Source organism: Microbulbifer maximicatervae (SeqCode) (assembly GCF_052467695.1).
Window position 1 is genome coordinate 4376439 of the sequence record NZ_CP174320.1, and the last position, 24625, is coordinate 4401063.

At 43.9% G+C, this 24625-nt stretch carries 16 protein-coding genes; 9 read left to right on the forward strand and 7 right to left on the reverse strand.

Going from position 1 to position 24625, the window contains the following annotated elements; all coding sequences use genetic code 11:
• Window positions 1–175: 175 nt before the first annotated feature.
• Together ACJJI8_RS19155 and ACJJI8_RS19160 are read left to right on the forward strand one after the other, a co-directional pair.
• On the forward strand, window positions 176–1189 hold the full coding sequence (locus tag ACJJI8_RS19155) for an MBL fold metallo-hydrolase (RefSeq protein ID WP_444933389.1): 1014 nt from the start codon (window positions 176–178) through the stop codon (window positions 1187–1189).
• A gap of 83 nt (window positions 1190–1272) precedes the next feature.
• Window positions 1273–2411, forward strand: a protein-coding gene (locus tag ACJJI8_RS19160) for an IS3 family transposase (RefSeq protein WP_444933390.1) whose coding sequence is annotated in 2 segments (ribosomal slippage) — window positions 1273–1522 and window positions 1522–2411 — 1140 coding nt in all. Because the reading frame shifts where the segments join, the coding sequence is not laid out codon by codon here.
• Window positions 2412–2708: 297 nt separating this feature from the next.
• Here ACJJI8_RS19160 and ACJJI8_RS19165 read toward each other — a convergent pair.
• Complete coding sequence (locus ACJJI8_RS19165; RefSeq protein WP_444933391.1) at window positions 2709–3143, reverse strand: helix-turn-helix domain-containing protein; 435 nt, start codon at window positions 3141–3143, stop codon at window positions 2709–2711.
• 1190 nt (window positions 3144–4333) lie between these two features.
• Here ACJJI8_RS19165 and ACJJI8_RS19170 point away from each other — a divergent pair.
• Window positions 4334–5134 carry an IclR family transcriptional regulator gene (locus ACJJI8_RS19170; protein WP_444933392.1) on the forward strand — a complete coding sequence of 267 codons (801 nt, stop codon included), beginning with the start codon at window positions 4334–4336 and terminating at the stop codon, window positions 5132–5134.
• A 35-nt stretch (window positions 5135–5169) separates the two neighbouring features.
• On the opposite strand, the gene ACJJI8_RS19175 is transcribed toward ACJJI8_RS19170, so the two are convergent.
• The 3 genes from ACJJI8_RS19175 to ACJJI8_RS19185 all read right to left on the reverse strand — a co-directional run bounded on the left by ACJJI8_RS19175 (window position 5170) and on the right by ACJJI8_RS19185 (window position 9019).
• Window positions 5170–6600 (reverse strand): coniferyl aldehyde dehydrogenase, encoded by a 1431-nt coding sequence (locus ACJJI8_RS19175; protein WP_444933393.1) that lies wholly within the window; start codon window positions 6598–6600, stop codon window positions 5170–5172.
• 64 nt (window positions 6601–6664) lie between these two features.
• Window positions 6665–7792 (reverse strand): acyl-CoA dehydrogenase family protein, encoded by a 1128-nt coding sequence (locus tag ACJJI8_RS19180; RefSeq protein ID WP_444933394.1) that lies wholly within the window; start codon window positions 7790–7792, stop codon window positions 6665–6667.
• 27 nt (window positions 7793–7819) lie between these two features.
• Window positions 7820–9019 carry an acyl-CoA dehydrogenase family protein gene (locus ACJJI8_RS19185; RefSeq protein WP_444933395.1) on the reverse strand — a complete coding sequence of 400 codons (1200 nt, stop codon included), beginning with the start codon at window positions 9017–9019 and terminating at the stop codon, window positions 7820–7822.
• Between the two features lie 468 nt (window positions 9020–9487).
• Here ACJJI8_RS19185 and ACJJI8_RS19190 point away from each other — a divergent pair, with 468 nt between their 5' ends.
• The 6 genes from ACJJI8_RS19190 (at window position 9488) to ACJJI8_RS19215 (ending at window position 19767) form a co-directional block, all read left to right on the forward strand.
• Window positions 9488–11365 carry an acyl-CoA synthetase gene (locus ACJJI8_RS19190; RefSeq protein ID WP_444933396.1) on the forward strand — a complete coding sequence of 626 codons (1878 nt, stop codon included), beginning with the start codon at window positions 9488–9490 and terminating at the stop codon, window positions 11363–11365.
• Between the two features lie 55 nt (window positions 11366–11420).
• The gene (locus ACJJI8_RS19195) at window positions 11421–12623 is read left to right on the forward strand and encodes a 3-oxoadipyl-CoA thiolase (protein ID WP_444933397.1); all 1203 of its coding nucleotides are present in this window, start codon (window positions 11421–11423) and stop codon (window positions 12621–12623) included.
• 62 nt (window positions 12624–12685) lie between these two features.
• The gene (locus tag ACJJI8_RS19200) at window positions 12686–14788 is read left to right on the forward strand and encodes a 3-hydroxyacyl-CoA dehydrogenase NAD-binding domain-containing protein (protein ID WP_444933398.1); all 2103 of its coding nucleotides are present in this window, start codon (window positions 12686–12688) and stop codon (window positions 14786–14788) included.
• A gap of 82 nt (window positions 14789–14870) precedes the next feature.
• Window positions 14871–15800, forward strand: a complete 930-nt coding sequence (locus tag ACJJI8_RS19205; protein ID WP_444933399.1) for a DMT family transporter — start codon at window positions 14871–14873, stop codon at window positions 15798–15800.
• Window positions 15801–15824: 24 nt separating this feature from the next.
• Complete coding sequence (locus ACJJI8_RS19210; protein ID WP_444933400.1) at window positions 15825–16274, forward strand: PaaI family thioesterase; 450 nt, start codon at window positions 15825–15827, stop codon at window positions 16272–16274.
• Between the two features lie 1597 nt (window positions 16275–17871).
• Window positions 17872–19767 carry an acyltransferase family protein gene (locus ACJJI8_RS19215; protein WP_444933401.1) on the forward strand — a complete coding sequence of 632 codons (1896 nt, stop codon included), beginning with the start codon at window positions 17872–17874 and terminating at the stop codon, window positions 19765–19767.
• Between the two features lie 1746 nt (window positions 19768–21513).
• On the opposite strand, the gene ACJJI8_RS19220 is transcribed toward ACJJI8_RS19215, so the two are convergent.
• From ACJJI8_RS19220 to asnB, 3 genes are all read right to left on the reverse strand, one after another.
• The gene (locus tag ACJJI8_RS19220) at window positions 21514–21984 is read right to left on the reverse strand and encodes a hypothetical protein (RefSeq protein ID WP_444933402.1); all 471 of its coding nucleotides are present in this window, start codon (window positions 21982–21984) and stop codon (window positions 21514–21516) included.
• 151 nt (window positions 21985–22135) lie between these two features.
• Window positions 22136–22294 carry a hypothetical protein gene (locus ACJJI8_RS19225; protein ID WP_444933403.1) on the reverse strand — a complete coding sequence of 53 codons (159 nt, stop codon included), beginning with the start codon at window positions 22292–22294 and terminating at the stop codon, window positions 22136–22138.
• A gap of 284 nt (window positions 22295–22578) precedes the next feature.
• Window positions 22579–24618, reverse strand: a complete 2040-nt coding sequence (gene asnB, locus ACJJI8_RS19230) for an asparagine synthase (glutamine-hydrolyzing) (RefSeq protein WP_444933404.1) — start codon at window positions 24616–24618, stop codon at window positions 22579–22581.
• Between the last annotated feature and the right edge of the window lie 7 nt (window positions 24619–24625).

A 24625-nucleotide genomic window follows, 5' to 3' on the forward strand; every position in this document is an offset into this window, starting at 1 on the left:
AATCCGGGCTCATAAACAATAGACGGGAGCTTAATACCTAAACCTAACTTGAGGTCAATAGCTTTTTTTCATCTTCTACACTGCTTATCAATCAGAAGTTAATCACAGCCAAAGCTCAGGAAGCCCCCTAGCCAGCGTAATCTTCAATATTGCTAAACAATCAGGTAGCGACTAAGTGGAAATACTGTTTTTGGGGACATCATCAGGCACTCCGACCAAGCAGAGGAATGTTTCTGGTATTGGGCTATTAGAAAGCCTGGGAAAGAACTGGTATTTGATCGACTGTGGGGAAGGTACCCAGCAGCAGATTCTACATACAAACTTATCACTAAATAGGCTAAGTGCAATCTTTATCACCCATAAGCATGGCGATCACTGCTACGGACTCCCCGGTCTACTTGGTAGCTCAGGAATGCAACGAAGGACAAGACCACTGACACTTGTTGCTCCTAGGGCCGTCTATGATTGGCTTCTATCAACTCAAACAGTCACAGAACTCTATCTTCCATTTGAACTCAACTTCATTCCTGTTGAAGATTTACCCCAAATAGAAATGGGACAGTTCACCACAACCACTATACAACTTTCCCACAGGGTCCCCTCTTATGCGTACAGTTTTACGGAAAGATGTGTTGAGGTTACATTAGATACACAAAGTTTACTTGCCACCGATATCCCTAAAGGACCGCAGTGGGGGAAGATAAAGAACGGTATCGATGTCGTTCATCACGGTAAAATATACACTGCAACGGACTTTATTCTAAAGCCGAGGCCTCCACGTAATATTATAATTTGCGGAGACAATGATAACCCTGAGCTTTTAAAAGATACCTGTGCCAACTGCAATGTCTTAGTGCATGAATCGACTTATGCAAAAAATTTGGCTCAGAAAGCGGGGCATGTAGGGCACAGCTATTCCACCCAAATAGCCTCTTTTGCCGAGAGCCTTTCAATTCCCAACCTGGTTCTCACACATTTCAGCACACGCTACCAAAAAGATAGCAAGGCGAGCTGCTCAATTGATACTATCAAAAAGGAAGCGCAGTTGATTTATAAGGGACAACTATATTTAGCTGAGGATTTTATGCATCTTTTATTGGAGAAATCTGGAAAACTCCTCCATATACAAAAAACCAGCGCTAAAGGCTATGCGGCAACTACACGTGGATATTTACCCCCTAACCTTTAAGGTATTATGTATACAAAGTCTGTAGTGGTCTAATCCTTCCGGACACTTCGCTAAGATGGTAAAACTACCAAGCGAGGTGAAGTATGACAACAAAAGGTACACGTCGGCATTTCAAGCCGGAATTTAAGAAAGACGCCGTAGCGCTAGTCTCTGAGCAAGGGTATTCAATTTCTAAAGCAGCAGAGGCTGTAGGAACAACAGCCAATAACCTGCGACGCTGGATAAAGGAACAGGAGCAGGAAGAAGACGGTGTGAGGTTGGGTGTAGACGAGCGCGCAGAATTAGAGCGATTACGACGTGAAAATAAGCAGTTGCGGATGGAGAAAGAAATCCTAAAAAAGGCCAGCGCCTTCTTTGCGAAAGAAATGAAATAAAGTACAGCTTTATTGAAAAACAGCAAGGCAGCTTTCCTGTTAGGGTGCTCTGCCGGGTAATGCAGGTAAGTCAGACTAGTTATTACGATTGGTGTTGCCGTGGTAATAGCTCAATAGATGCTCAAACATGGCAACTATGCCATCGTTTGAAGGCCCTATTTGCAGAATCTAGACAGAGTCTCGGAAGTCGTCGGTTAATGAAGCTGTTACGTAAAGAAGGCTTTGAAGTCGGGCGCTATCGAGTCCGCAAGCTCATGAAAAAGCTAGGCTTGGCAGTAAAGCGCAAGAAGCGATTTACACTGACGACAGACAGTAAACATCACCTGCCTGTCGCAGAGAACCTTCTGAATAGGGAGTTCTCACCGAGTGCTAAAAATCAAGTTTGGACGACTGATATTACATATATTTGGACTTCGCAGGGCTGGCTGTACTTGGCGGTAGTGATTGATCTCTATTCGCGCCGGATTGTTGGTTGGCATCTAGATCGCAAGATGGAAACGGCCCTGGTAACTCGTGCGTTGATGATGGCTGTCAATTTGCGTACGCCCCCAAAAGGTCTCCTGCATCACTCTGATCGTGGCAGTCAGTATGCCAGCCATACCTACCAAATGTTATTGAGTCAGCAGGGGATGGTGTGTTCAATGAGCCGTAAGGGAAATTGTTGGGACAACGCACCGACTGAACGTTTCTTCAGCAGCCTGAAGCGGGAGTGGTTAACGGGAAACCTCTATCCGACAAGGGAGGATGCGGTAGCAGATGTAAGAGCCTATATTGCTTATTACAACTCACGCAGAATACATACAACACTGGGAGATCTAGCCCCTATCGAATTTGAGGAATGTGCTTAAAGAAGTGTCCGGCTGGAGTTGACCACAACAGTCTAACTTTTCTACCCAGTAAAATAAAAAGCTACATTTAACACTTCTTTTTAGCCATCACTTTTCCAGCCATTAGAGATTCTATATTTCAAAGCCCGAGCAATCACACTTGCGCAGCGTACCCACTCAATTTTAAATCGGGATATAAGACAGCTACAGAGTGCAGCAGACTATGCCCTATATTTTGCTTATCATATATCTACTAGTGACTCATTATCCAACAGTATAAAAATACAACCCGAACAGTTGTCAAAAAATCACCTCCATTCACCAAAAAAGTTCCGGAAATTTGAACCCTGCTCGCTGAATTCCATTCCATAGGACTAAAGATATTGAACCCAGATAAACTGCAGAAATGAATAGCGTAAATATGCTAATTTGATATGGAGATAGCTCTGATCTACTAAAATAGATGGATACCAAACTACAAAGATGGACAATAGTTAAAATACACATCGCCAACTTGTAAACAGCCATTTTATTTTTATCACTAGGTTCTGGGTTAGCTATTAATAACTTTTCTCTAGGTAATTCCAGTGCAGAACTAAGTGCGCTTAATGACTCTCGTGAGCAGGCTCCAACTTTTTCAATCCTTTGTATAGTTCTCAAGCTGACGCCACAGATATCAGCCAGTTGCTGCTGTGTCCAATTATTGCTCTCACGAGCTTTTTTAATTAGTGCAATGTTTACGTTCATATCCATCTTTCTTTCCCACACATTAGAAGTTTCCATCTAAAGTACTTAGAAAGCTCCCTTAACTCTACGAAACCTTTACGACATCATATGACACAACAGCGTAAACGTCTAAAATTTAGCCAATAACGGGATACCCGACTTGCAGAACATGGTACAAAGTTAGCAATTTCGAATAGCTGTAACGATAATAGTCGCCTCACATTCACCTGTGATACACAATTATTTTCGCTCCAATCAATATACTCTTTTGAGGTCAAAAAATTATAAATTATATGGATAAATAAATGCTTGTAAGCCTCAAACAACAAGCGTACATGAGCCACCTATTCATTCCATATAGAACAACCGATATACCTTGCCCTGCGCTCGATTTGTAACTCCATGCATACGGCTTAATATATTAACTGAGTTAGACTGCTATTCCTCATAGAAACACTTACTGTAACTCTAAGTACACAGGATGTGTACCATTTACAATTAATACCATAGGTTTGAATTAGCTGCTACGTGAAAGTAAATGTTAGGGACCACTTCAAACTAATAACGACTTTATGAAACCCTCTCTAGGGAACATCTTACTTTCACCTTATACCTCGCACCTGAATAGCCTGCCGCATCTCACTATCAGGAGTTATTTTTTATACGCCAGTAAGATCGAACACCCAACCTGACATCCATTTATAAATAGCCGTTCAAGCTCTTTTAAAAATTCATATCAAGTGTTGATCGCAATGCTACAAATTATATTTACGCTCAAACATTTACCTTTACCATAAATCGTTATTTCATAGAGGTAATTTAAGATTCACATGTTAAGTTACACCCGCGATAACATAACGGTCAGTCACTCTATGTAATCAGCACCTTCCACCCCATATTCGTATAATTATAGCGCCCCAATATAATTCAATCATGTTTCAAGACATATAAATTTAAGGGAGGTACGGCAATTAGATTCCGCCGCCAAACTATTTTTCCAATCATTCTTGGAAAATTTTAAAATGGTTCTCCAGGGCATATATGTCTGTAAGATTCACATACTCTAACCATAAAGAGCACCCACTGTTTAATATATTCCTGATGAGTATTTTTCGAAGTCAGACAGGAGCAAAATTAACATATAAACCTTAGGGTGTTCACTTTAGCTCTGGATACAAAACTTATATACTTATTAGCAACAAAGCAGGACTAAGCCAATGGTTTCCTTAAGTGACCTTCCCAGACAGAAAGATACTGAACCAGATCGAAAATTTATTGAGGCTTTAGCTCGTGGGTTGGATGTACTCCGAGCTTTTCAACCAGGTGATGGCTTCCTAGGTAATTTGGAGATCGCCCAGCGTACTGGCCTGCCCCGCTCCAGTGTTTCCAGACTGACTTATACTCTAACCAAGTTAGGTTATCTAACCTACTCCGATCGAATGGAAAAATATCAGCTGGGTAGTGGCGTCCTGGCTCTTGGTTATGCTTTTGTCTCAAATCTCACAGTCAGGCAGGTAGCCAAGCCTTTAATGCAGGATCTCGCCAATTCTACTGGTACCGCTGTTGGTCTCTCTGATCGGGACCGGCTGGATATGATTTTTGTCGAGTTCTGCTCTCCAGCAAATGTCACAACTTTTCGCCATGAAATCGGAAATCGCGTACCCATAGCTTCCAGCGGCTCCGGGCGAGCCTTTTTGGCAGCACTCCCTCAAGAAGAACGGGAATATTTTTATGGCTACTTGGAGAAAAAAGCTGGTGATCAATGGCCAACGATCAAAGCCGGTATTGAAGAAGCGGTCAACAGCTACCAGCAGCGCGGCTTCTGCTGCTCTTTTGGCGAGTGGAATCGCGATGTCAACGGTATCGCAGTACCTCTCTCTTTAAGCCAAGGTCATATTTACACTTTTAATGCTGGCGGACCTGCTTTTAGACTTAACCCGGAATACTTAGAAAATGAAGTAGCTCCTCTGTTGAAAAACCTGGTAGGCAATATCGAAGCTATGTTAATCCGATATTAGTCGACTCAAACTCCAGATCTTCTCAACCAGTACAGCTACAGCTTGAAGCGTAGTAGAAAATTGAAAATTTTATCAAATCTTTGGCCATAAGGTGGTCGTAAAGGCACCGCCGCTGACTTTTTGGCTTGTGTAAAGATCGGTCGTAATTTTGAGAACTCCAAAAAACCCTCATAAGCGTGATATTGCCCCATGCCACTCGCCCCAATACCACCAAAGGGCAAGTCTGCCTGGGAGACATGAATCGCGCAGTCATTGATACAAACACCTCCAGACATTGTGCTTTTGATAATCTTTTCCTGAGTCTCCCCGCTAGAACTGAAAATATATAATGCTAAAGGCCTATCTTTACTATTTATGTAATCTATCGTATCAGACAGATTCCTATACGTAAGAATAGGTAAAATAGGGCCAAATATCTCCTCACGTAGCAGGCTTATGTCTTCTGTCGGGTTTAACACTAAGGTGGGAGCAATTTTTTGCAAACATTTATTGTTTTCAACATCTAATAACGGCAGAACTGTAGCCCCTTTCTCCAGAGCATCCTTTAGACAAGTATTCAGCCTATTAAACGCCTTTTCATCAATAATCGAAGTATAATCTTCTGAATTTAAAGATGGATACCATTTGGGTACAAGTCTCTTAGACGATTCCAAGAATCCTGAAAGTTTCTCCTCAGGAATCAATAAATAATCTGGAGCTACACAAGTTTGGCCCGCATTGAAGAATTTTGAGCTCAAAATACGTTCCGCAGCAATATTTTCATCAAAGTCGCTACATATTATGGCTGGCGACTTGCCCCCCAGCTCTAATGTCACAGGAGTTAGGTGATCCGCAGCCCTCCGCATTACCGCTTTTCCTACTTTGCCAGATCCAGTAAAGATCATGTGATCATATGCCTGGGCTGTAAACTCCGTAGCGCTCACTCCAGGAAGAATAGCTACCAGATCCTCTGAAAAGAATCTATTAAATAACTGATGTAATAATGCAGAAAGGGCACGCGAGTTAGCAGCCATCTTGATCATACAGCGATTCCCTGCGGATATCGCACTCACCAAGGGCCCAACAGATAGAAGTAGTGGGTAATTCCAGGGGGTAACAATAGCAACCACCCCTTTTGGTTGAGGTAATACGCGATTTTTTACTCCTCGAAGTAGCAAAGGCACATGACGTTTCTGAATTTTCATCCACTTTTTTAAGCGCTTACGAGTGTAACGAATCTCCTCGATACACCCATAGATCTCTGCAATTTTAGTTTCCTGGATGGCACGATTACCAAAATCCTCGCTTATTGCCTTTGCTATGGATTTCTGGTTTTCCAGGATCAATTGCTCTAATTTTTTTAAACTTTCCAGACGCTCCTGAAGACTCGGGTGGGGGTTCCTATTAAATGCATCCTTTTGAAGTTTAAAAACACTCTCTACTTTACCTATGCTCACAGATCTGGTGTGCTCGACAACTTTTTCCATGTGTGTGCCCTCGCAAAGTGGCAAGTAGAGAGTGAGTTTGGCCGTATAGTCAGTGCTTTATGATTTACAGCTTGGCAAATCGTAAAGTGTGGTAATCAGTACTGCCAAATAGGTACTGAGTTGTTGTTAGACGCTTAAAGTAGTGACTTACATCCAACTCCTCAGTAACCCCTATACCGCCATGTAACTGTATCGCCTCTTGACCGATAAACCGCGCAGCTTTACCAATACGGCTTTTTGCAGCGGATATCGCCTTAGGCGCAACTCCGTTATTGCTGTCAAGCTGTAGCGCAGCCATCAACAATATTGAGCGCGCTTGCTCATACTCAGTAAACATATCCACCATGCGGTGCTGTAGTGCCTGGAACTTGCCAATAGGAACACCAAACTGCTCCCGCGTCTTAGTGTACTCAACTGTCTTCTTATAGATCCTTTCCATAGCTCCAACAGCTTCTGCACACAATGCCAACGTCGCTCTATCAACAGCCTTTTCTATAGCTCCTAAAGCCGCCCCCTCTTCCCCTATCAGATTAGCTATGGGTACTTTCACGTTATTGAATTTAATTTCGGCGGCACGGTGTGCATCCACAGTGGCATATCCATGCCGCTGAAGCCCTTCTGTATTAGGATCGACAAGTAGTAAGGTGATCCCCTCACGATCTCGCTGTACTCCGCTAGTCCGCACAGCAACTAAGAGTTTATCTGCTACGTCACCATTTAGAACGACAGCTTTATGTCCATTCAGGAGGTAATTGTCTCCATCCTTTACCGCAGTCATGGCTATATCAGTAAGGTTATAGCGACTCTGGGACTCAGTAAAAGCGAATGCCAATTGCAATTGGCCTTCCATTAACATTCCCAGGAGTTCTCGCTTTTGCACCTCACTGGCGCAGTCAGCGATAAGACCACCACTGAGAACAACACTGGCCAGGAAAGGCTCAACCACTAAACCTCGACCGAACTCCTCCATAACCACCATCAAGTCTACGGCGGAGCCTCCTAGGCCTCCATCATCCTTTCCAAATGGCACCATTAACCAGCCGAGTTCCGCAAATAGCTTCCAATTTTCCTTACTGAAGCCAATATCGTTACTCACTATTTTACAACGACGGTCAAAGTCATAATCCTGCTGGATAAACTTGCTCACACTGCTTTGCAGCATCCGCTGCTCTTCGCTATAGGAAAAATCCATCGCTCAAGTCCTCTTTAGATGCTGCACTTACAGGCCAAGTACCCATTTACTGATAATATTTTTCTGGATCTCATTACTTCCGCCATAAATTGAGGATTTACGGTTATTTAAGTAACGAGGCACACTGCTGGCAATAACACCGGGGCCCACCCATTCTCCGTCAAACCCGCTCCTAAACTGCTCTCTCACAAACGGCATTCCGTAGTAACCCGCAGTCTCCATATACAGTTCATCGATAAGTTGAGCGACTTCGGTTCCTTTGATTTTAAGGATGGAAGATTCCGCTCCTGGGGCACCACCTGTACTTACCGCCGCAAGCGTACGTAGTTCAGTAAACTCCAGGGCCAAGAGATCAATTTCAACTTCGGCCAGTTTTTGGGCAAAAGCCGGATTCTCAAGCAGACTATTTTCTCCATCGCAGGTCTCTTTGGCTAAATCCTTTAACGTTTGTAAGCGTTTCTTGGATTTTGCCACCCGCGCAATACCGGTGCGTTCATGGGTTAGCAAAACCTTGGCGTAAGTCCACCCTTGCCCCTCCTCGCCAATACGGTTTTCTACCGGCACCCTCACATTATTGAAATGGACTTCATTTACTTCATGGTGACCACCCAAGGTCATAATTGGCGAAACCGTAATACCGGGGTGTTTCATATCAATTAGCAAGAAGCTGATAGCAGCCTGGTTCTTTACTTGAGGCCCACCAGTACGAACCAAACAAAATATCCAGTCTGCAAAGTGACCCAAGGTATTCCAGGTCTTGGTGCCGTTGACAATATACTCATCGCCATCACGGACAGCTGTTGTTTTTAAGGAAGCTAAATCTGAGCCAGCATTTGGTTCTGAATACCCCTGACACCACCAGACATTACTTGCCAGGATGTCAGGCAGAAATCGTTGCTTTTGTTCTTCACTACCGTAGGTAAAGATCACTGGAGCAACCATTTTTAAGCCGAAAGGAATCAACTCTGGTACACCATAGTTAGCACATTCGTCTGCCCAAATGTGTTTCTGAGTAGGTGTCCAACCGGTACCTCCATATTCAACCGGCCAATTCGTAGCTGCCCACCCTTGCTCATAGAGTATTTTTTGCCAGCGAATAAAATCCTCTTTCTCCAGGGGGATTTCCTTCAGGGTTTTCTCTCTAATATCTTCAGGAAGTTTCTCTTGGAGAAACTGCTGGACCTCCTGCTGAAAAGCTAACTCTTCGGGAGAAAAATCTATATTCATTCGCCTGCTCCTTTATTAGTCGGCGCATTGAACAGCAGCTCCTACAAACTGCTTCTATCACAATCTTGCGCAGCAAAAATACGCAATCTTTTGAAAGATCCCCGGTACAGGCGGAACTAGTGTTTAACAGCTTCACCTCGACAAATTACTTAATTGCCTTTGAATCGATCCCAACGATTTAAATTATTGGCGCAAAATGCCTTTATCGAAATAAAAAACCGAGCACTTCTAGCGCCAATCAACTCCAGATAGGCACACAAATCGACCGCTCGAAAAATAAAACTGGAAAAACCTCATCAACATGGCGCCTTTTTATTTTTGATAAGTTTTTTTGCGCCATTTTCCATTAAAAAATGCATTAGGCACTTCTTAATAGGTAAAACACTAACACCTTATTCCGCAGAGTGGAATGCTGTATTCACTTTTGCTATGGTCGTCACCATAATAACCAAAGTGAGAGAAGCCCCCATGTCGATCACGCCCATTCAATCCTCCGATACAATGTTGCAGTCACTTGCTGAAATTCAGGAGTATGAAAAAGTCCCCCTTTCGCAGCGATACCCCTGGGAAAGCACTTTTGATTTAATCCGGCAATCTGCCCGCCTCTACCAACATGACTCGGCCATCGAGTTCCTGCCAACGGCCGCACCTGACGAAGACACGGTTAAAGTAAGTTTCTTCGAGTTATCCCAGCGAGTGCACCAGACTGCCAATCTTCTTTACTCCATCGGTGTTGAGCCGACCGATACAGTGACTTTACTACTACCCAATTTGCCAGAAACCCATTTTGCACTTTGGGGAGGCCAGGCAGCAGGTATTACCAGCCCTATTAATCCGTTGCTGGAACCCGAACATATAATCGAAATTATGAATACCACCAAGGCTAAAGTCCTGGTAACTCTTGGCCAAGATCTTAGCGAGGAAATATGGGATAAAGTAACGCAAATTCTCGAGCAAGTTCCCACATTAAAAACTCTGTTACTAATCAGTAAAAAGCCAATTAGCAATACTCCAGTCCCAGCGGGTATTCACGCAGATAATTTTGTCTCAGCTATATCCCAACAGCCGGACGATCATCTAAAGAGTGAACGTTATATCCAGGGGAGTGAAACCGCTAGTTATTTCCACACCGGGGGCACTACTGGAAGACCTAAAATAGCCCGCTTAACTCACAGCAATATTGCCTTCGTCGCTCAATTAAGTGCTGATACGTCATCCAGTAAAGGGCGCTTCGCTACCCTGAGCGGACTTCCGCTGTTTCATATTTTCGGTACGGTTGTTGCGGGTATTGGCACCCTATTGGCCGGACGCACAATTGTTATCATGACACCCTCTGGTTTTCGCTCACCCAATGTCCTGCCAAATTGGTGGCATCATGTTGCGCGTTTTCAGGTGAAGGGCTTTGCCGCCGTCCCCACCATCCTCGGTGTATTGCTGCAAATTCCCGTGGGTGACAATGACATCAGCTGTCTAACAGATATTGGCTGTGGAGCCTCCACCCTGCCAACGGGGTTGAAGAATGCCTTTGAGGAGAAGTTCAATGTCCTTGTCAGTAATGGCTACGGCATGACGGAGTCCAACTGCCTTTTAGCTCGCCCTCCTACCGATATGCAAGCCCCTGAAGGCAGCGTCGGCCGGCGATTGCCTTATATGGAAATGAAAATTGCCGAAGTAGACGGTACCCGACTGGTTAGAACCTGCAATACAGGAGAGGTGGGCATAGTACTCGCGCGCGGGCCACATATTTTTTCTGGCTACTTATCAGAAGAGGATAATGCTAAAGCCTGGGTCGATAAGTCCTGGTTTAATACCGGCGATATGGGATATCTCGATGGAGATGGTAACCTGTTCTTAACCGGACGGGCCAAGGATTTAATTATTCGCGGCGGCCACAATATAGATCCGGCTCTGATCGAAGAACCATTATCCCGTCACCCTGCCGTTGCTATTGCCGTTGCAGTTGGTCAACCAGATGCTTATGCCGGAGAAGTTCCAGTAGCTTACGTTACCCTGTTCCCATCCACTAACCCGCCCACAGAAGAACAACTAATTGACTATTGCCGCAGCCAAATTTCTGAGCGTGCAGCCATTCCTAAGCGCGTGGAAATTATTGATGAGATTCCACTCACGGCTGTAGCCAAAGTATTCAAACCGGCTCTGCGCAATCGCGCTACCGAATATGTCGTAGGCCAGGCATTAGAGGAAAAAAGTATTACCGCTAAGTTTTCCGCCCACTTCGATACATCCCTTGGCCAGGTAGCAAAAGTTCAACTTGAACAAGCCTCCAGTAAAGCCGATGTAGAGGAAGCCCTGGAAAATTTACCCGTGGCTTTGGAGTTTGAATAAAAGAAATTACCGCATGACTCAATGCATTTAGAACTCCAATATCGGAAATTTCACTATGTCACATGCCTATATTTATGACGGCGGCCGCAGTGTTTTTGGCCGCCACGGGGGCAGTCTTTCCTGTATCCGGCCCGACAATCTGCTTGCCCATGTCATCAGGACCCTGACTGAAAGAAACAATTTTAACCCTCAACATTTTGAGGACGTTATTGCGGGCAATACCAATCAGGCGGGAGAAGACAGTCGCAACGTTGCCAGATTTTCAGGCCTACTAGCTGGATTGCCCATATCCACAGGCGGCATAACGGTAAATCGCCTTTGTGGTTCCGGCTTATCCGCTATAGCAGATGCCGCTCGCTGCATTCGCGCCTCGGAAGGAGAGCTATTTATCGCGGGAGGTGTCGAATCAATGAGTCGCGCCCCCCTGGTTCTCTCCAAAGCCAACAGTGCTTTTGATCGCAATCAGGTATTGGCAGATACGACCCTAGGCCCGCGCTTCACCAACCCAGACATTGTTGCTGAGTATGGAAACCACAGCATGCCTCAGACCGCAGACAATATTGCATCAGACCTGAATATTTGCCGGGAAGAGTGCGATACATTTGCATTGGCATCACAAACTAAATACGAGTCGGCACGTACCGATGGCTTCTTTGTCGATGAAATTATTCCCATCGAAGTACCCCAAGGCCGCAAGAAGCCAGCGCTTCTTATCGATACAGATGAACATCCCCGTCCCAATGCAACATTGGAGCGACTTCAAGCCCTACCCGCACTTTTCGAAGATGGAGTGGTTACTGCCGGCAACGCTTCCGGCATCAACGATGGCGCGGCGGCACTCATTATTGGTAACACCGAAGCCGGCCAAGCAGCGGATCTAAAACCTAGGGCACGAATTCTCGCCAGCGCCATTGCAGGAGTAGAGCCACGGGTGATGGGGTTGGGCCCGGTACCGGCTACCCGTAAAGCCCTTGCCCGGGCGGGCTTGGAGCTTGGGGATATGGATGTAATGGAGTTCAACGAAGCTTTTGCAGTACAGGCTATGGGCTGCCTCAAAATGCTCGAAATTGATTATGCGGACCCACGGGTAAATCCCAATGGTGGTGCCATCGCCGTTGGTCACCCCCTGGGTGCCAGTGGTGCCCGTATTTTGCTGACAGCATTGCGCCAGCTGGAACGTACGGGTGGGCGCTATGCATTGGCCACCATGTGTATCGGGATCGGCCAGGGCATCGCTGTAATCATAGAACGCATATAAACCTGATTAGATGTAAATAAAACCGAGACCGAACAGTTGTCACTTAAGATCTGGAGATAGCAATGTCTAGTGTAAGTTATGAACTCATTGGCGATATCGGTGTAATTCGATTGAACAATCCCCCTGTGAACGCCCTCTCTCACGGCTTGCGTGAGGGTATTTGGGGAGCGATTAAGAACGCTCAAGGCGATGCATCAAAAGCCCTGGTGCTAGTGTGTGAAGGCCGAACTTTTATCGCTGGTGCGGACATTACGGAATTTGGCAAGCCACCACAGGCGCCCGCCCTATCAGAAGTGATTGAGGAAATAGAAAACTCCTGTAAACCAGTGATCGCCGCCATTCACGGCACGGCACTCGGCGGTGGATTCGAAGTCGCTCTAGCCTGCCATTACCGCTGTGCAATAGCATCGGCCAAAGTGGGGCTTCCAGAAGTCAAGCTGGGATTACTGCCAGGGGCCGGTGGCACCCAGCGCACCCCACGCTTGGCTGGTGTTGCCGCTGCACTGGAATTAATCACAAAAGGCAGCCCAGTACCGGCCTCTAAAGCCAAAAGTATGAAGTTAATAGACCGGGTTATCGATGATGACTTGTTAGAGGGAGCCCTCGCCTTTACCCGTGAATTGATAACAAATGAAGCTCCTCTGCGCCGAGTCAGAGACATCGCAATAGATCCTGACAGCATTCCTGAGGGGTTATTTGATGATTTCCGCAAGCGCCTTGAAAAGAGATCACGAGGTCAGCTTGCACCGCAACATATTGTTACCTGTATAGAGGCCGCAGTTCACCAGCCTTTTGATCAAGGGCTCGCAAAAGAGCTCGACCTGTTTATCGAATGCCTGCTCTCCAGCCAATCGGCCGCCCTCAGGCATTTATTTTTTGCCGAGCGCACTGCAACCAAAGTCACAGGCTTACCAAAAGACCTACCCACCAGGGAGATAAAGAGCGTAGGCATTATCGGTGGAGGCACTATGGGCGGAGGCATCGCCATGAACTTTGCCAATGTCGGTATTCCAGTCAAGCTGGTAGAAATCGATCAAACTGCGATAAATCGAGGGCTAGCAGTGATCGACAAGAATTACACTATCAGCATGCAGAAAGGGAAACTCACAGAAGGTCAAAAAACTCATTGTCTCTCGTTGATTTCCGGCACAACTGACTACGCAGACCTAGCAGACGTAGACCTGGTCATTGAGGCCGTATTTGAAAATTTGGAGCTCAAACAGGAAATTTTTGCCAAATTGGATCACTCCTGCAAACCCGGTACTATCCTTGCAACCAACACTTCCTACCAGGATATTGATCAAATCGCATCTGCAACCAACAGGCCTCAAGATGTTATAGGGATGCATTTTTTCAGCCCTGCCAATGTAATGAAACTACTCGAAGTGGTTCGCGGCTCGCAAAGTGCTGACGATGTAATTGCCACTGCCATGCAACTCGCTAAAACGATCAAGAAAGTTCCCGTATTAGCGGGAAACTGTTACGGCTTTATTGGCAATCGAATGTTGCGCCCCTATGGCAGAGAGTCGCAGCTGTGTTTAATCGAGGGCTCAACACCGGAGCAGATTGATTCGGTTATGCAGTCTTGGGGGATGGCTATGGGCCCTATCGCCGTTGGAGATCTAGCGGGACTGGATATCGGCTACAAGGCGCGCCAGGGCCTGAGCGAATCAGAAAGAGGAGATCCAAAAACCTACTGTATTGCAGATGCCCTGGTTGAAATGGGCCGCCTGGGCCAGAAAAGTGGAGCCGGCTACTATCGCTACGATCCCGAAACTTGCTCTCGCAGCAGCGACCCGGAAGTACTGAAAGTCATTGAAGCCCAAGCTAAAAGCCAAGGGGTTGTAAGGCGGGAAATTTCCGACGAGGAGATTCTAAACCGCCTAACTTTCGCGCTGATTAATGAAGGAGCCAAAATCCTGGAGGAAGGCATAGCCCAACGTCCGAGTGATATAGACGTTGTATATGTTTACGGTTATGGCTTTCCGCCCCATCGTGGAGGACCTATGCACTATGCCGACAGTATCGGCTTGAAGGAAATCTACGAAAAAATATGTACTTTCCGCCAGCAGCATGGAGATACCTACTGGACTCCAGCCCCTTTACTGGAACGGCTAGCCCAAGAGGGAAAAACATTTGCGCAATGGGCTGATGGCAAAATCTAAGCTTGTAAACTATAGGGGAAGTCAGTATGACTACTGGCTTCCCACTTTACCCGCTGCAGCCAAATAAAGAAGTTGTGTCACCATGAGTAGGCCTGATGCCTTAGTCGAAGTACAATCCCCACCAAGTCAGCCACTCCGCACGGATATCCAAAACTGGAAGGGCATTGGTTTTGCATTGGCTACCGCGCTGGTAGCAAGTACAGCGGCCGCAGCCAGCAAATGGGTGTCTACCGCTGTCCCCGTGCCATTAATTACGCTCAGCCAATACAGTATCTGCCTGATACTGCTAACCCCATGGCTAGTGCGACAAACACCTCGACACCTTACCACCCAACACTGGAGAACCCACCTAATACGCGGTTTTGCTGGGTGGTTATGCTTTTTCACATATTTTTCTTCCCTAAGCAAAATTTCACTAATGGAAGCGGGACTATTGCGTAATGCAGCTCCCATTTTTGTTCCCCTTATTGCCTGGCTTTGGTCTCGAGCAAAAATCCCCATAGCCCACTGGCTACCAATCTTACTGGGCTTACTGGGGATCACCTTGATTCTTCAACCCAACGTGGACGGTATTAGTAGCGGCCATGCCTTCGGCCTGATTTCAGGGCTTACCCTGGCTGCCTCTATGGTCGGAACACGAATTTTGTCCCGTACCGACCGGCCCAGCCTTATATTGTTTTACTACGTATTAATCTCGTTCGCGTGCAGCCTGCCCCTGGGTATCTATTATTGGGAACCAATACCTTTATGGACACTCCCCTTTCTTTTTTTTAACGGTGTCTCTGTACTCTTGGCTATCTGGCTGTACACCAAAGCATATAGCTATGCAAAACCCAGTGTGGTGTCGCCAATCAGTTACTTTGGTGTGGTTATTGCCGGACTTCTAGGTTGGCTCATTTGGCAGCACTTACCTAATACTATTGCACTGGTGGGGACGCTGATCGTTATCAGTGCAGGATTGCTTACAGTCTACCTTTCAACTCAGAAAACAAATTGTAGCGACCCATCATAAACTTACTTTCTAAGGTGAAATTGGATGAATTGGCAGAACAAGAAACAACCCCCGTTCAATGACCATCTAGGTGTAACCATAGATAATTGGCAGGAAGGCCATGTTGCAATCAGCGTAGAAGTACAACCGGAACATCTGAATACCCACGGTGTACCCCACGGTGGTTTTATTACAACATTAATCGATATCGCTGGCTCTTACTGCGGCCTCTACTGCCCCCACGCCAACCGCCGTCGCAGAGCCCTTACACTGTCTTTAACAGCAAATTTCACCGGTCAGGCAAAGACTAATCAACTCACTGCGATAGGTAAGTTAACGAGTACTGGGCGAAAGATATTCTATTCATATACAGAGGTATACGACAGTGAAGGAACTTTAATTGCTACCGGCCAAATGACTATGCGCTATCGTGGTGGTAGTGAAACATTGGATGGTGAACTGATTGAAAAGGAATCTTACGAAGCTGCTGAATAGATATTCTAAGTATCTATCCACTTTACCATAAAGTATCTCCAGACTCTCACCGCGATGCGGCACTAGGTCGCAATGATCAGCGGCTCAATTAGCTTCACCGAAACTACTAGAAATGACATAAACGAAATAGGTCTTAAAATTAGAAGAGGGTCTTCCTTAGAGAAAGTAAACATCCATTGAAATTTCTCTTATTCTAACTTAACATTCAATACATATATGCTTACTGTGAAACTGGCTTAAATTCTCATTTAATGTTGCAGCCTATAAATCCACATCAGATTAATATTGATTTCTATATGCATTTAAATACGAGCCAAAATTTTCATACTATCTTAGATCCCTCACCAAGCTAAGAAAAGATATCATATACTATTGATCCATGCGGAGAACTATAAAACCAACAACTCTCCAGCTGCAAAAAATGAAATGCCAAAGAAATACATCAAAAAATATAACATACCCATTTAAATTAGCTTGTTTTTCGCATGAGCCACCAGATGGACAAATCACCCTTCTACTGTGTTTAACCATGATAAACTAGTGCCATCGTTATTTCAGTATGGTTATATTTGAATTTTAAGGGCGCATTTATAGGCAGTCGGGGCCGGAGCGAAAGCCATACCATTCAAGGGCTAACAATGATTATTCACGAATAGTACGTGCCCCCCCTTTGGGATGAGGCAGGTGAGCTAATTATGACTCCAATTATTATAATAGAAGCTATTCTGTTACTAACACCCCATAAAGCACGCTCTGCAAGGGCATTTTTGTTAACCGGTACAGATCTCGACCGTCGCGAGTAATTAGCTTGACTCAAGTCGGCCTATTTAATGTTACGCGCAGATCATTGATAAACATATAGAATACATCAGATATTAATCTCAGCTGATCGATTTAAATCTTATTTCCTTTATTCACGCCCATAAGTTCCAGCAGAACATTTTTTGGACTGACTCGCAAGCAAACTGACAAATGATGAATGTTACAAAAACAACCCTGCCATGCATATCATCTGACATTACAGTATTCAACTTAATCTTCAGTTTTTCGTAAAATTTTATTAGGATGAATATCATCTGAATCAACAATAACTTTTCCTTCCTCCAACTTTTTACTAATTTTTGGCAATAAAGATTTTTATGTTGGACGACCTCCAAGATACGTGATATTAGAAAGGAAAGTATTAAGCAACTCTGTGATTGAACGCTCTTAACCCTCTACGTTAATTCTAGAACTCATACTGGCATGGAAACAATTAACGATTTTAATACAAAACTACTTCAAGCGTATGCCAAGGATCGGCTTGAAACCAGGTTTTGAGCTGAAATATGGGAGATGGTTACCGGTCGTTACTAAATGAGCCGGTTTTGAAAGATTGGTGATACTATTATATTATTTGAAGTTGGCTGTGGATTGTCTGACTTAGGGCTTGCCTTATAGCGTAAACGTTGCATTTGGGCCTGAGGGTTAACTACTACCTATTTGGCGAGAAAAAACTAACTACTTACCAATATGACTTTATTTCTCTCTACCCTTGAAAACATTAACCGGGAATTGCTTTATATTCTAACTCCTTATAGATGAGAATATTCTTCTAATGCATGAATACAGAAAAGAAATTGACGGATTAAGATTCTTGGCTGTTGCTCCCGTAATTATCTTTCACTATCATCCGGCCACACTGCCTCTGGGTTACTTGGGGGTAGATCTTTTTTTTGTGATCTCTGGATATTTGATCACCGGGCTGATAATGAAAGATACCGATAAAGGGAGTTTCAATTTAGCTCACTTTTACATCCGACGAATTAGGAGAATTTTACCGGCTGTATTGGTCGTATTCCTTTTTGTGTTAATTTCTGGTCTGATTTTTTTCATCTCTTCAGATTTAATCAGATTATCTACAAGCCTGCTAACAAGCTTATTTTTTGTTTCCAATATATACTTTTGGCGCTCAGGTGGTTATTTTGGTGCTAGTGATGAACTGAAGCCTTTATTACATTCTTGGTCCTTGAGTATCGAAGAGCAATTTTATCTTGTTTTCCCTTGCACGCTATTACTGCTAACCAAATTATCCAAAAATAAGAATTTTTATATAATCTTAGCTTGCTTAGTTATATTGGCATCCATCAGCCTAAATATATTCATTCTTTCTATCGGGGGTGAAAATCCTGCTTTTTTTCTTACACCCACACGAATCTGGCAGCTTGCAATTGGCGTCCTGGTTGCTCTATTAGCTTATAGAAACCCACAGCAAAATAAAAACATAAATATTCTGCTATCTTACCTGGGGTTTGGGATGATCATAGTCGCGTATTCATATCCCGAAAACTCGATTATTCCAGCTATTTTGATAACGACAGGGGCAGGACTAATGTTGTATCAACCCATTGGTTCGCAAAGTTTGTTATATTGTATCTTAACTTTATCAGCAATTCGTTTTATAGGCCTTATTTCATATTCCATGTATTTGTGGCACTGGCCAGTTATCTCTATCATTAAATATGTTTATGTTGATCCACCTAGTAATTATGTATTGATATTAGGATTCTTATTTACATGCCTTGCTTCAGCTTTGACTTGGAAATTTATTGAAATTCCTTTTCGCCACAAATATCCTGATAAACTTTCCATACTATTGATTGCCCTGTTATATATCTTGATCGTCGCATCGACCGCACTAATTTTTAGCTTTAATGGATTTCCTAAGCGTCACCCTCCATTAGCAAATAATTTTTCGGAATCAATAAGCTCTAACTTTCGTTGTGGGGTTAGAGAATACTTACCTTTTGGTGCCTCTAGAGCTTGCTTAGTCGCAGGTGATAATAAGCAACCCTATTCAACAGTACTTTTGGGTAATTCTCATGCACAAATGTATGGGCCAGCTTTTGTTAATGCATTAAACAGTATTGATGAGAAAGGTCTAATTGTCCCTTTAAATAGCTGCTTGCCAACACTTAGAGTCAATCTCAGTCAAGATTGTTTGAGAAAAGCAAAAAAGAACTATGAAGCTATTGTTTCTACTAAGGAAATACAGAAGGTAATTATCGCACAAACTTGGCATTCTAATAGATATATTAGCTCTGAAGGTAGCCTTGTCAGTAGAAGAGCCAGGGAAGCTTTGGCTGAGGCTACAATTAGCTTTGTCAATCGATTGGAGAAGGCTGGTAAGATAGTCTATGTATTAGGGCCGATTCAAATACCTGGCTATAATTTTCCATCTATTCAAAGCCGAAAGTTGGCTATGGGGATCTATAATCCAAAGCATTTCTTTGTAGGAATTGAAAAATTTAATGAAGATTATCTTGACGTTGTTAACTACCTACATAGTAGATTGGGTGACCAACTGATGTTACCTCACCAGATTCTATGCCCAGAAAATACCTGCCTATTTTCTAATGGTGAGGTTTCATACTTTAGCGATAGTCACCATTTGAGTCCTGCAGGTGCATTACTTATGACTCCGTTATTTGATACGATAGTCAAGGGAACTTAAGTTAACTGTTAGGTTAGATTAAGTCGAGTATATAGTTTATTCAGGATATAAATAATGAGCATAAAATATAAACAAGGAACTAAAGCTGACTGTCATCGTGTAGCGGAACTCGATTACATAACATCCGACGGTGTTGTTGAGTATCTTTTACTCGATTTTATTCCCGACCAATCGCCCTTCGTTTCGGATAATATGTGCCGTTAGTCCGGGAGGGTTCTTCTGATCGCGCCGGCACCTCTCCCGGCCAAGATATGATCTGAGGGAGTTGTAATGATATTGTGGAGGAACAGCTTGGATGGAATCCCAGGGGCCTCGCGTAGCTTAAACGAGAAACAATATATAAAGTAAGGCAATCCTTAGGAATAACTCGTGAGCCTTGAAGGCTAAGCCAGATCAGATATAGTTTAAACCGTATTTCCGGACACCCATCAAAGAAGTATATTTAAATGTCAAATTCATTGACATAATGTAGGGACTTCCACAAAGTACTGGATACAAAAACAGCCACCTCACCTAATTCCATGACCCTATCTCGATGCTCACAGATATCTCTTGATGCAATACCCTACTATCCCTGCGTCTCTCGCTGTTTACATAGGGCATTTCTTTGCCGAAAAGATGTTCAGCTTGGGAAAAACTATGAGTATCGACGTCACTGGATTGAGGTCGGAATGTAAAAACTGCCATTTTCGCCCTTGATATTGCAGCCTATGTAGTAATGAGTAATCATATACCATATCGTACTCTATATTGACTCAAATACAGCCAAAGCTTGGTCCGATACTAAAGTCATTCATCTCTGGCAGCGAGTTTTTTAGTACATCAATACTGGCTCAACGCTGTATTCAAGGTCACCCCCTTAATCACAGTGAAATGGAAAAGCTCAACGAGCTTATCTCTCTAACGAACCTATTGCTCGCCAGGCCAATGCAGAATACAAGTGTACAGGCCGCTTTTCCGAGGCGTGCTTTAAATCCCAAGCTTCGACGGATGAGAGAGCCCTTGCCACCTACATGACCTATGTCGATCTCAATCCTATCCGAGCCAAAATGGCCAAACCCCGAAAGATTCCAGTCACACTTCCATTCAACAGCGTATTCATGTTGCGACCACAGGTGAGCAGCCCAAAGACCTACTGCCATTTGAAGGAGGCGAACATGCGTAAGGGGTTACCCTTTCAATTGGAGCACTACCTGGAACTAGCGGGCTGAAGCGGTCGATATTTAGATCCCAGAAAGCGCGGCTCCATTTCTGAGAACGCTCCCCCATGCTCGAACGCTTGGGTATACCACTAAAACACTGATTGTATCTCAGTCGTAATTTTGTATACCACTATAATCGCCTGGTTGGATCAGCAGAGACCGTACGACAAGCTTGCATCAAGATCGGGAAACACAGGGTACAAAGTATCAGCAATTTCCAACGCTACCTTTCTGCAACACCCTGCTAATTCTAACTCTCTCCAACCGCCTTCATTCCTTTCAGATTTTGCCTAAAACCTTAATTTTCAAATCCGTGGCATAATACTTGGTCTTTCATTACGCGTTAGTGCCAATTTATGAAAACCAGTCGCCAAGGGGGGTACCTGCGCCTCAGCTGGCCCCCTACCTTTATCTATGGGTGTCCACAAGACCAATTCATGCACAAGATCAACTTCAAGCCCGCTTAGAAAAGGAATTTGTTATGAAAAGTAGATATCTAATGCTGCTGTTTCCTTTTGTGCACGTTATTATAATTAAGGCAAAATCAAGAATCTCCATGCTCTTTAAGATCTCCCAATCGTCCTTTAAAATTTTTTTTTGCTTTGAAGTACTCCTCGCAATCGATTCGGTATTCTAAAGCGATCAACTTCATCGCAGAAATAGCGGATTTATGTGCGTAAGAAACCATTTGTATCGGATATACGCCTTTGGGGGAATTCAATAACTTTGGATACGTCACATCCATCAGCTGAGCCATTTCGCACACTCTGCGAGGTGTTAGCATATCTGATTGAATGTTGTATTTAACAGCAACAGATGCAAAAGAAATCCAACCAACTAGTAAATTAGTGTATAACTGTGCCTCTCTATTTGGTTCTATACCCTTTTCAAGAAGATCGTACATAAAAGCGAGATTGGTTTCATGTGAGGCAATCAAATCTCGAACCTCTTTATCTTCCGCAAAAACTGGCCCAGTTAAAACTAATATTGCCATTAAAAATAAAGAATATTTCATAAGTTAATTGCCTTTATACGCCACAACATAGGAACCACCAGAACTCTCTATTGCCATCACTACTTGTATTGCTGCAGTCATCAAAGTAGCTCCATCCTTAATCGTACCCTATGACTTTACAGAACTTACTACTACAGTATTGGCTCCCGCATCAAGGATGCGCATTTTGTGCTACACCCGTCGGGATACCACCAAACTTAGAAGAAATTTTGTCATTAATTCTATCTTTTACTGAGATTGATTCCATATAATAAAATTCATTAAAATTATCTATAGCATTAACAGGTTTTTCAGGAGTCCATTGATCCATGGTCCCACGAGAGTATAACTCCCAAAGCTGATGCTCTACAGCGCAATTTGCCTTAACACCAACCTTGAGATGATCAAGCTCATCCTCGCACGAAGAGCCTGCCGAGCACCTAGAAGCACTTGAATGTAATCCTACCCAGCAGATTTCTCTCACGGTGATAAGGATATCGAATAACAGAAAAATGGCTTTACCATAGATTTAAGCGTCTATTTGTTTAACCCGAAAACTCCTATCTATGGATATCCTGAATAATTGGTGAGATATACCTCACACCCTAGCAGCCTCTAACTTTTACGATACTTAACCATACGATCTAAACTCCAACCAAGAAGAGAAGATTTTTCTTGCGCCAACAATGGCAGATCAGCCTCAATAAAACGCTTATGCAATATTTGCACTCCCAAGATATGATTGAGCATCGCATCCAATTGAACCTTTTTTGACCGATGCAGGGTCGGTAACTTATACTCTTCAATTAAAGTATCTATTTCCGAGTATCGCAGTAATCCAGCTAAATTAACCTCCTTTGGGCTGAGAAATTTCTCAATAACTCGTTGCACCCAAGTCCAAGCTCCGGTAACTGTCTCTACCGGAGGAGCCATGAATGCAAATTTTTGCTTTTTATATAGAACATCCGGAAGGACTCCCTTCATCGCTTCGCGAAGGGCATACTTTTCTGTAGTTCCGCTAATCCTGACCGATGGTGGGATTTGTATAGCAAACGCAGCCAGGTGATGATCGAGAAAGGCCGGACGGGTTTCAATGGAGTGTGCCATATCCACTCGATCACTTACCCAGCCCAATATCTGGGTCTCAAACATAGTTTTTATCCAAAGATACTGAGCAACATCCAGCGGATGTCTACCTTCAAGTTGTGATAAATCTAGCGTATCAACAATTGCCTTCCCGGCATCATAACCAGATATTTCTTTGCGCCACTCTTTGTTAAGCAATTTTTCTGCTTGATGATGACAGCTTAACCAGGATTGCAAGCATGTAGGGGTGAATCCTAAAGTCCGTTCCATTCCCTCTGATCGATAACTATCAATTGGCAGCATAGCTCCCCTAAATAAGCTATTGCTCCTTTCTAGATGTTGCTGCCAGGTTCTTCGTTTATTCAACTCAGCTTCAGATGTGCCATACAAGTAAAAATCTTTTTTAAATGCAGGATACCCAGAAAATAGCTCATCTGCCCCCTCCCCAGTAATTGCAACCTTGTAGCCATTAGACTTAACAGCTTTACTGAGCAAAAATTTAGCTACTGATAATGTATTGTAAAATGTCCTTTCGGTATGCCAGATGGTTTCTGAATAATTTTCATATATTTCTTCATCAGTTACCTTTACTATGAATTGGCTGACACCAATCTCACTCGCGGCTTCCTTTGCGATATGAGACTCATCGTAATCCGGATTTTCAAACGCTATCGTAAAGGCGGTGAGATCCTGCTGAGAAAGCGACTGCCCTACCCCAAGCAAGCTACCCGAATCAACACCACCTGAAAGATAATAGGTTACTGGGACATCAGCTTGAAGCCTCAAAGACACGGAGTCTATAATTTGTTCCCGCAAACCCTCAATATAATACTCATCAGACTTGTCACGAGCATACTCATCTGAAACCAAAAAATCGATGTCCCAATATTTATGTTGAGTAACAGCCAGTTCAGTGTTGTCTCGCTTAACTTTTGTAATGCACCCAGGTTCAACCTGGAAAACCCCTTCAAAAGCGGTTGTTCCAGGAATCGATACCTGAATGAGCTGGTGATACACTCCATGCGCTGTCAGTCTTCTTTGGACATCAGGGTGGGCAAACAAACTTTTAATTTCAGAACCAAATACTAAACCTTTTTTGATTCTAGCCCAATAAAGTGGCTTCACTCCAAACCGATCTCTAACCAAGTAGAGGCAATCCTCCATTTGATCGTAAACGGCAAATGCAAATTCTCCTCGAAGATGTTTAATAGCCCGAACAAGACCTAACTCCGCAATAAGATGCAAAATAATTTCGGAATCACTTTTACTTAAAAAATAAACTCCAGAGGCCCTCAATCTGGCTCTTATTCGCTGATAATCATAGATTTCACCATTATGAGCCAAATAGTAACGACCATCTTCTGACACATAAGGCTGAGAAGCGCGCTCATCACTCAGGTCATTGATCGATAAGCGCACATGACTCATCCCAAATCCCAGACCTGGAGGATTTGTAAAACCTACACCATCCGGGCCACGGTGGAACTGGATAGCAGCCATATTTAGAAGGAGTTGACCATCGACAGGCATTGTACGCGCACTATGAAGAATCCCAGCTATTCCGCACATAGACGAT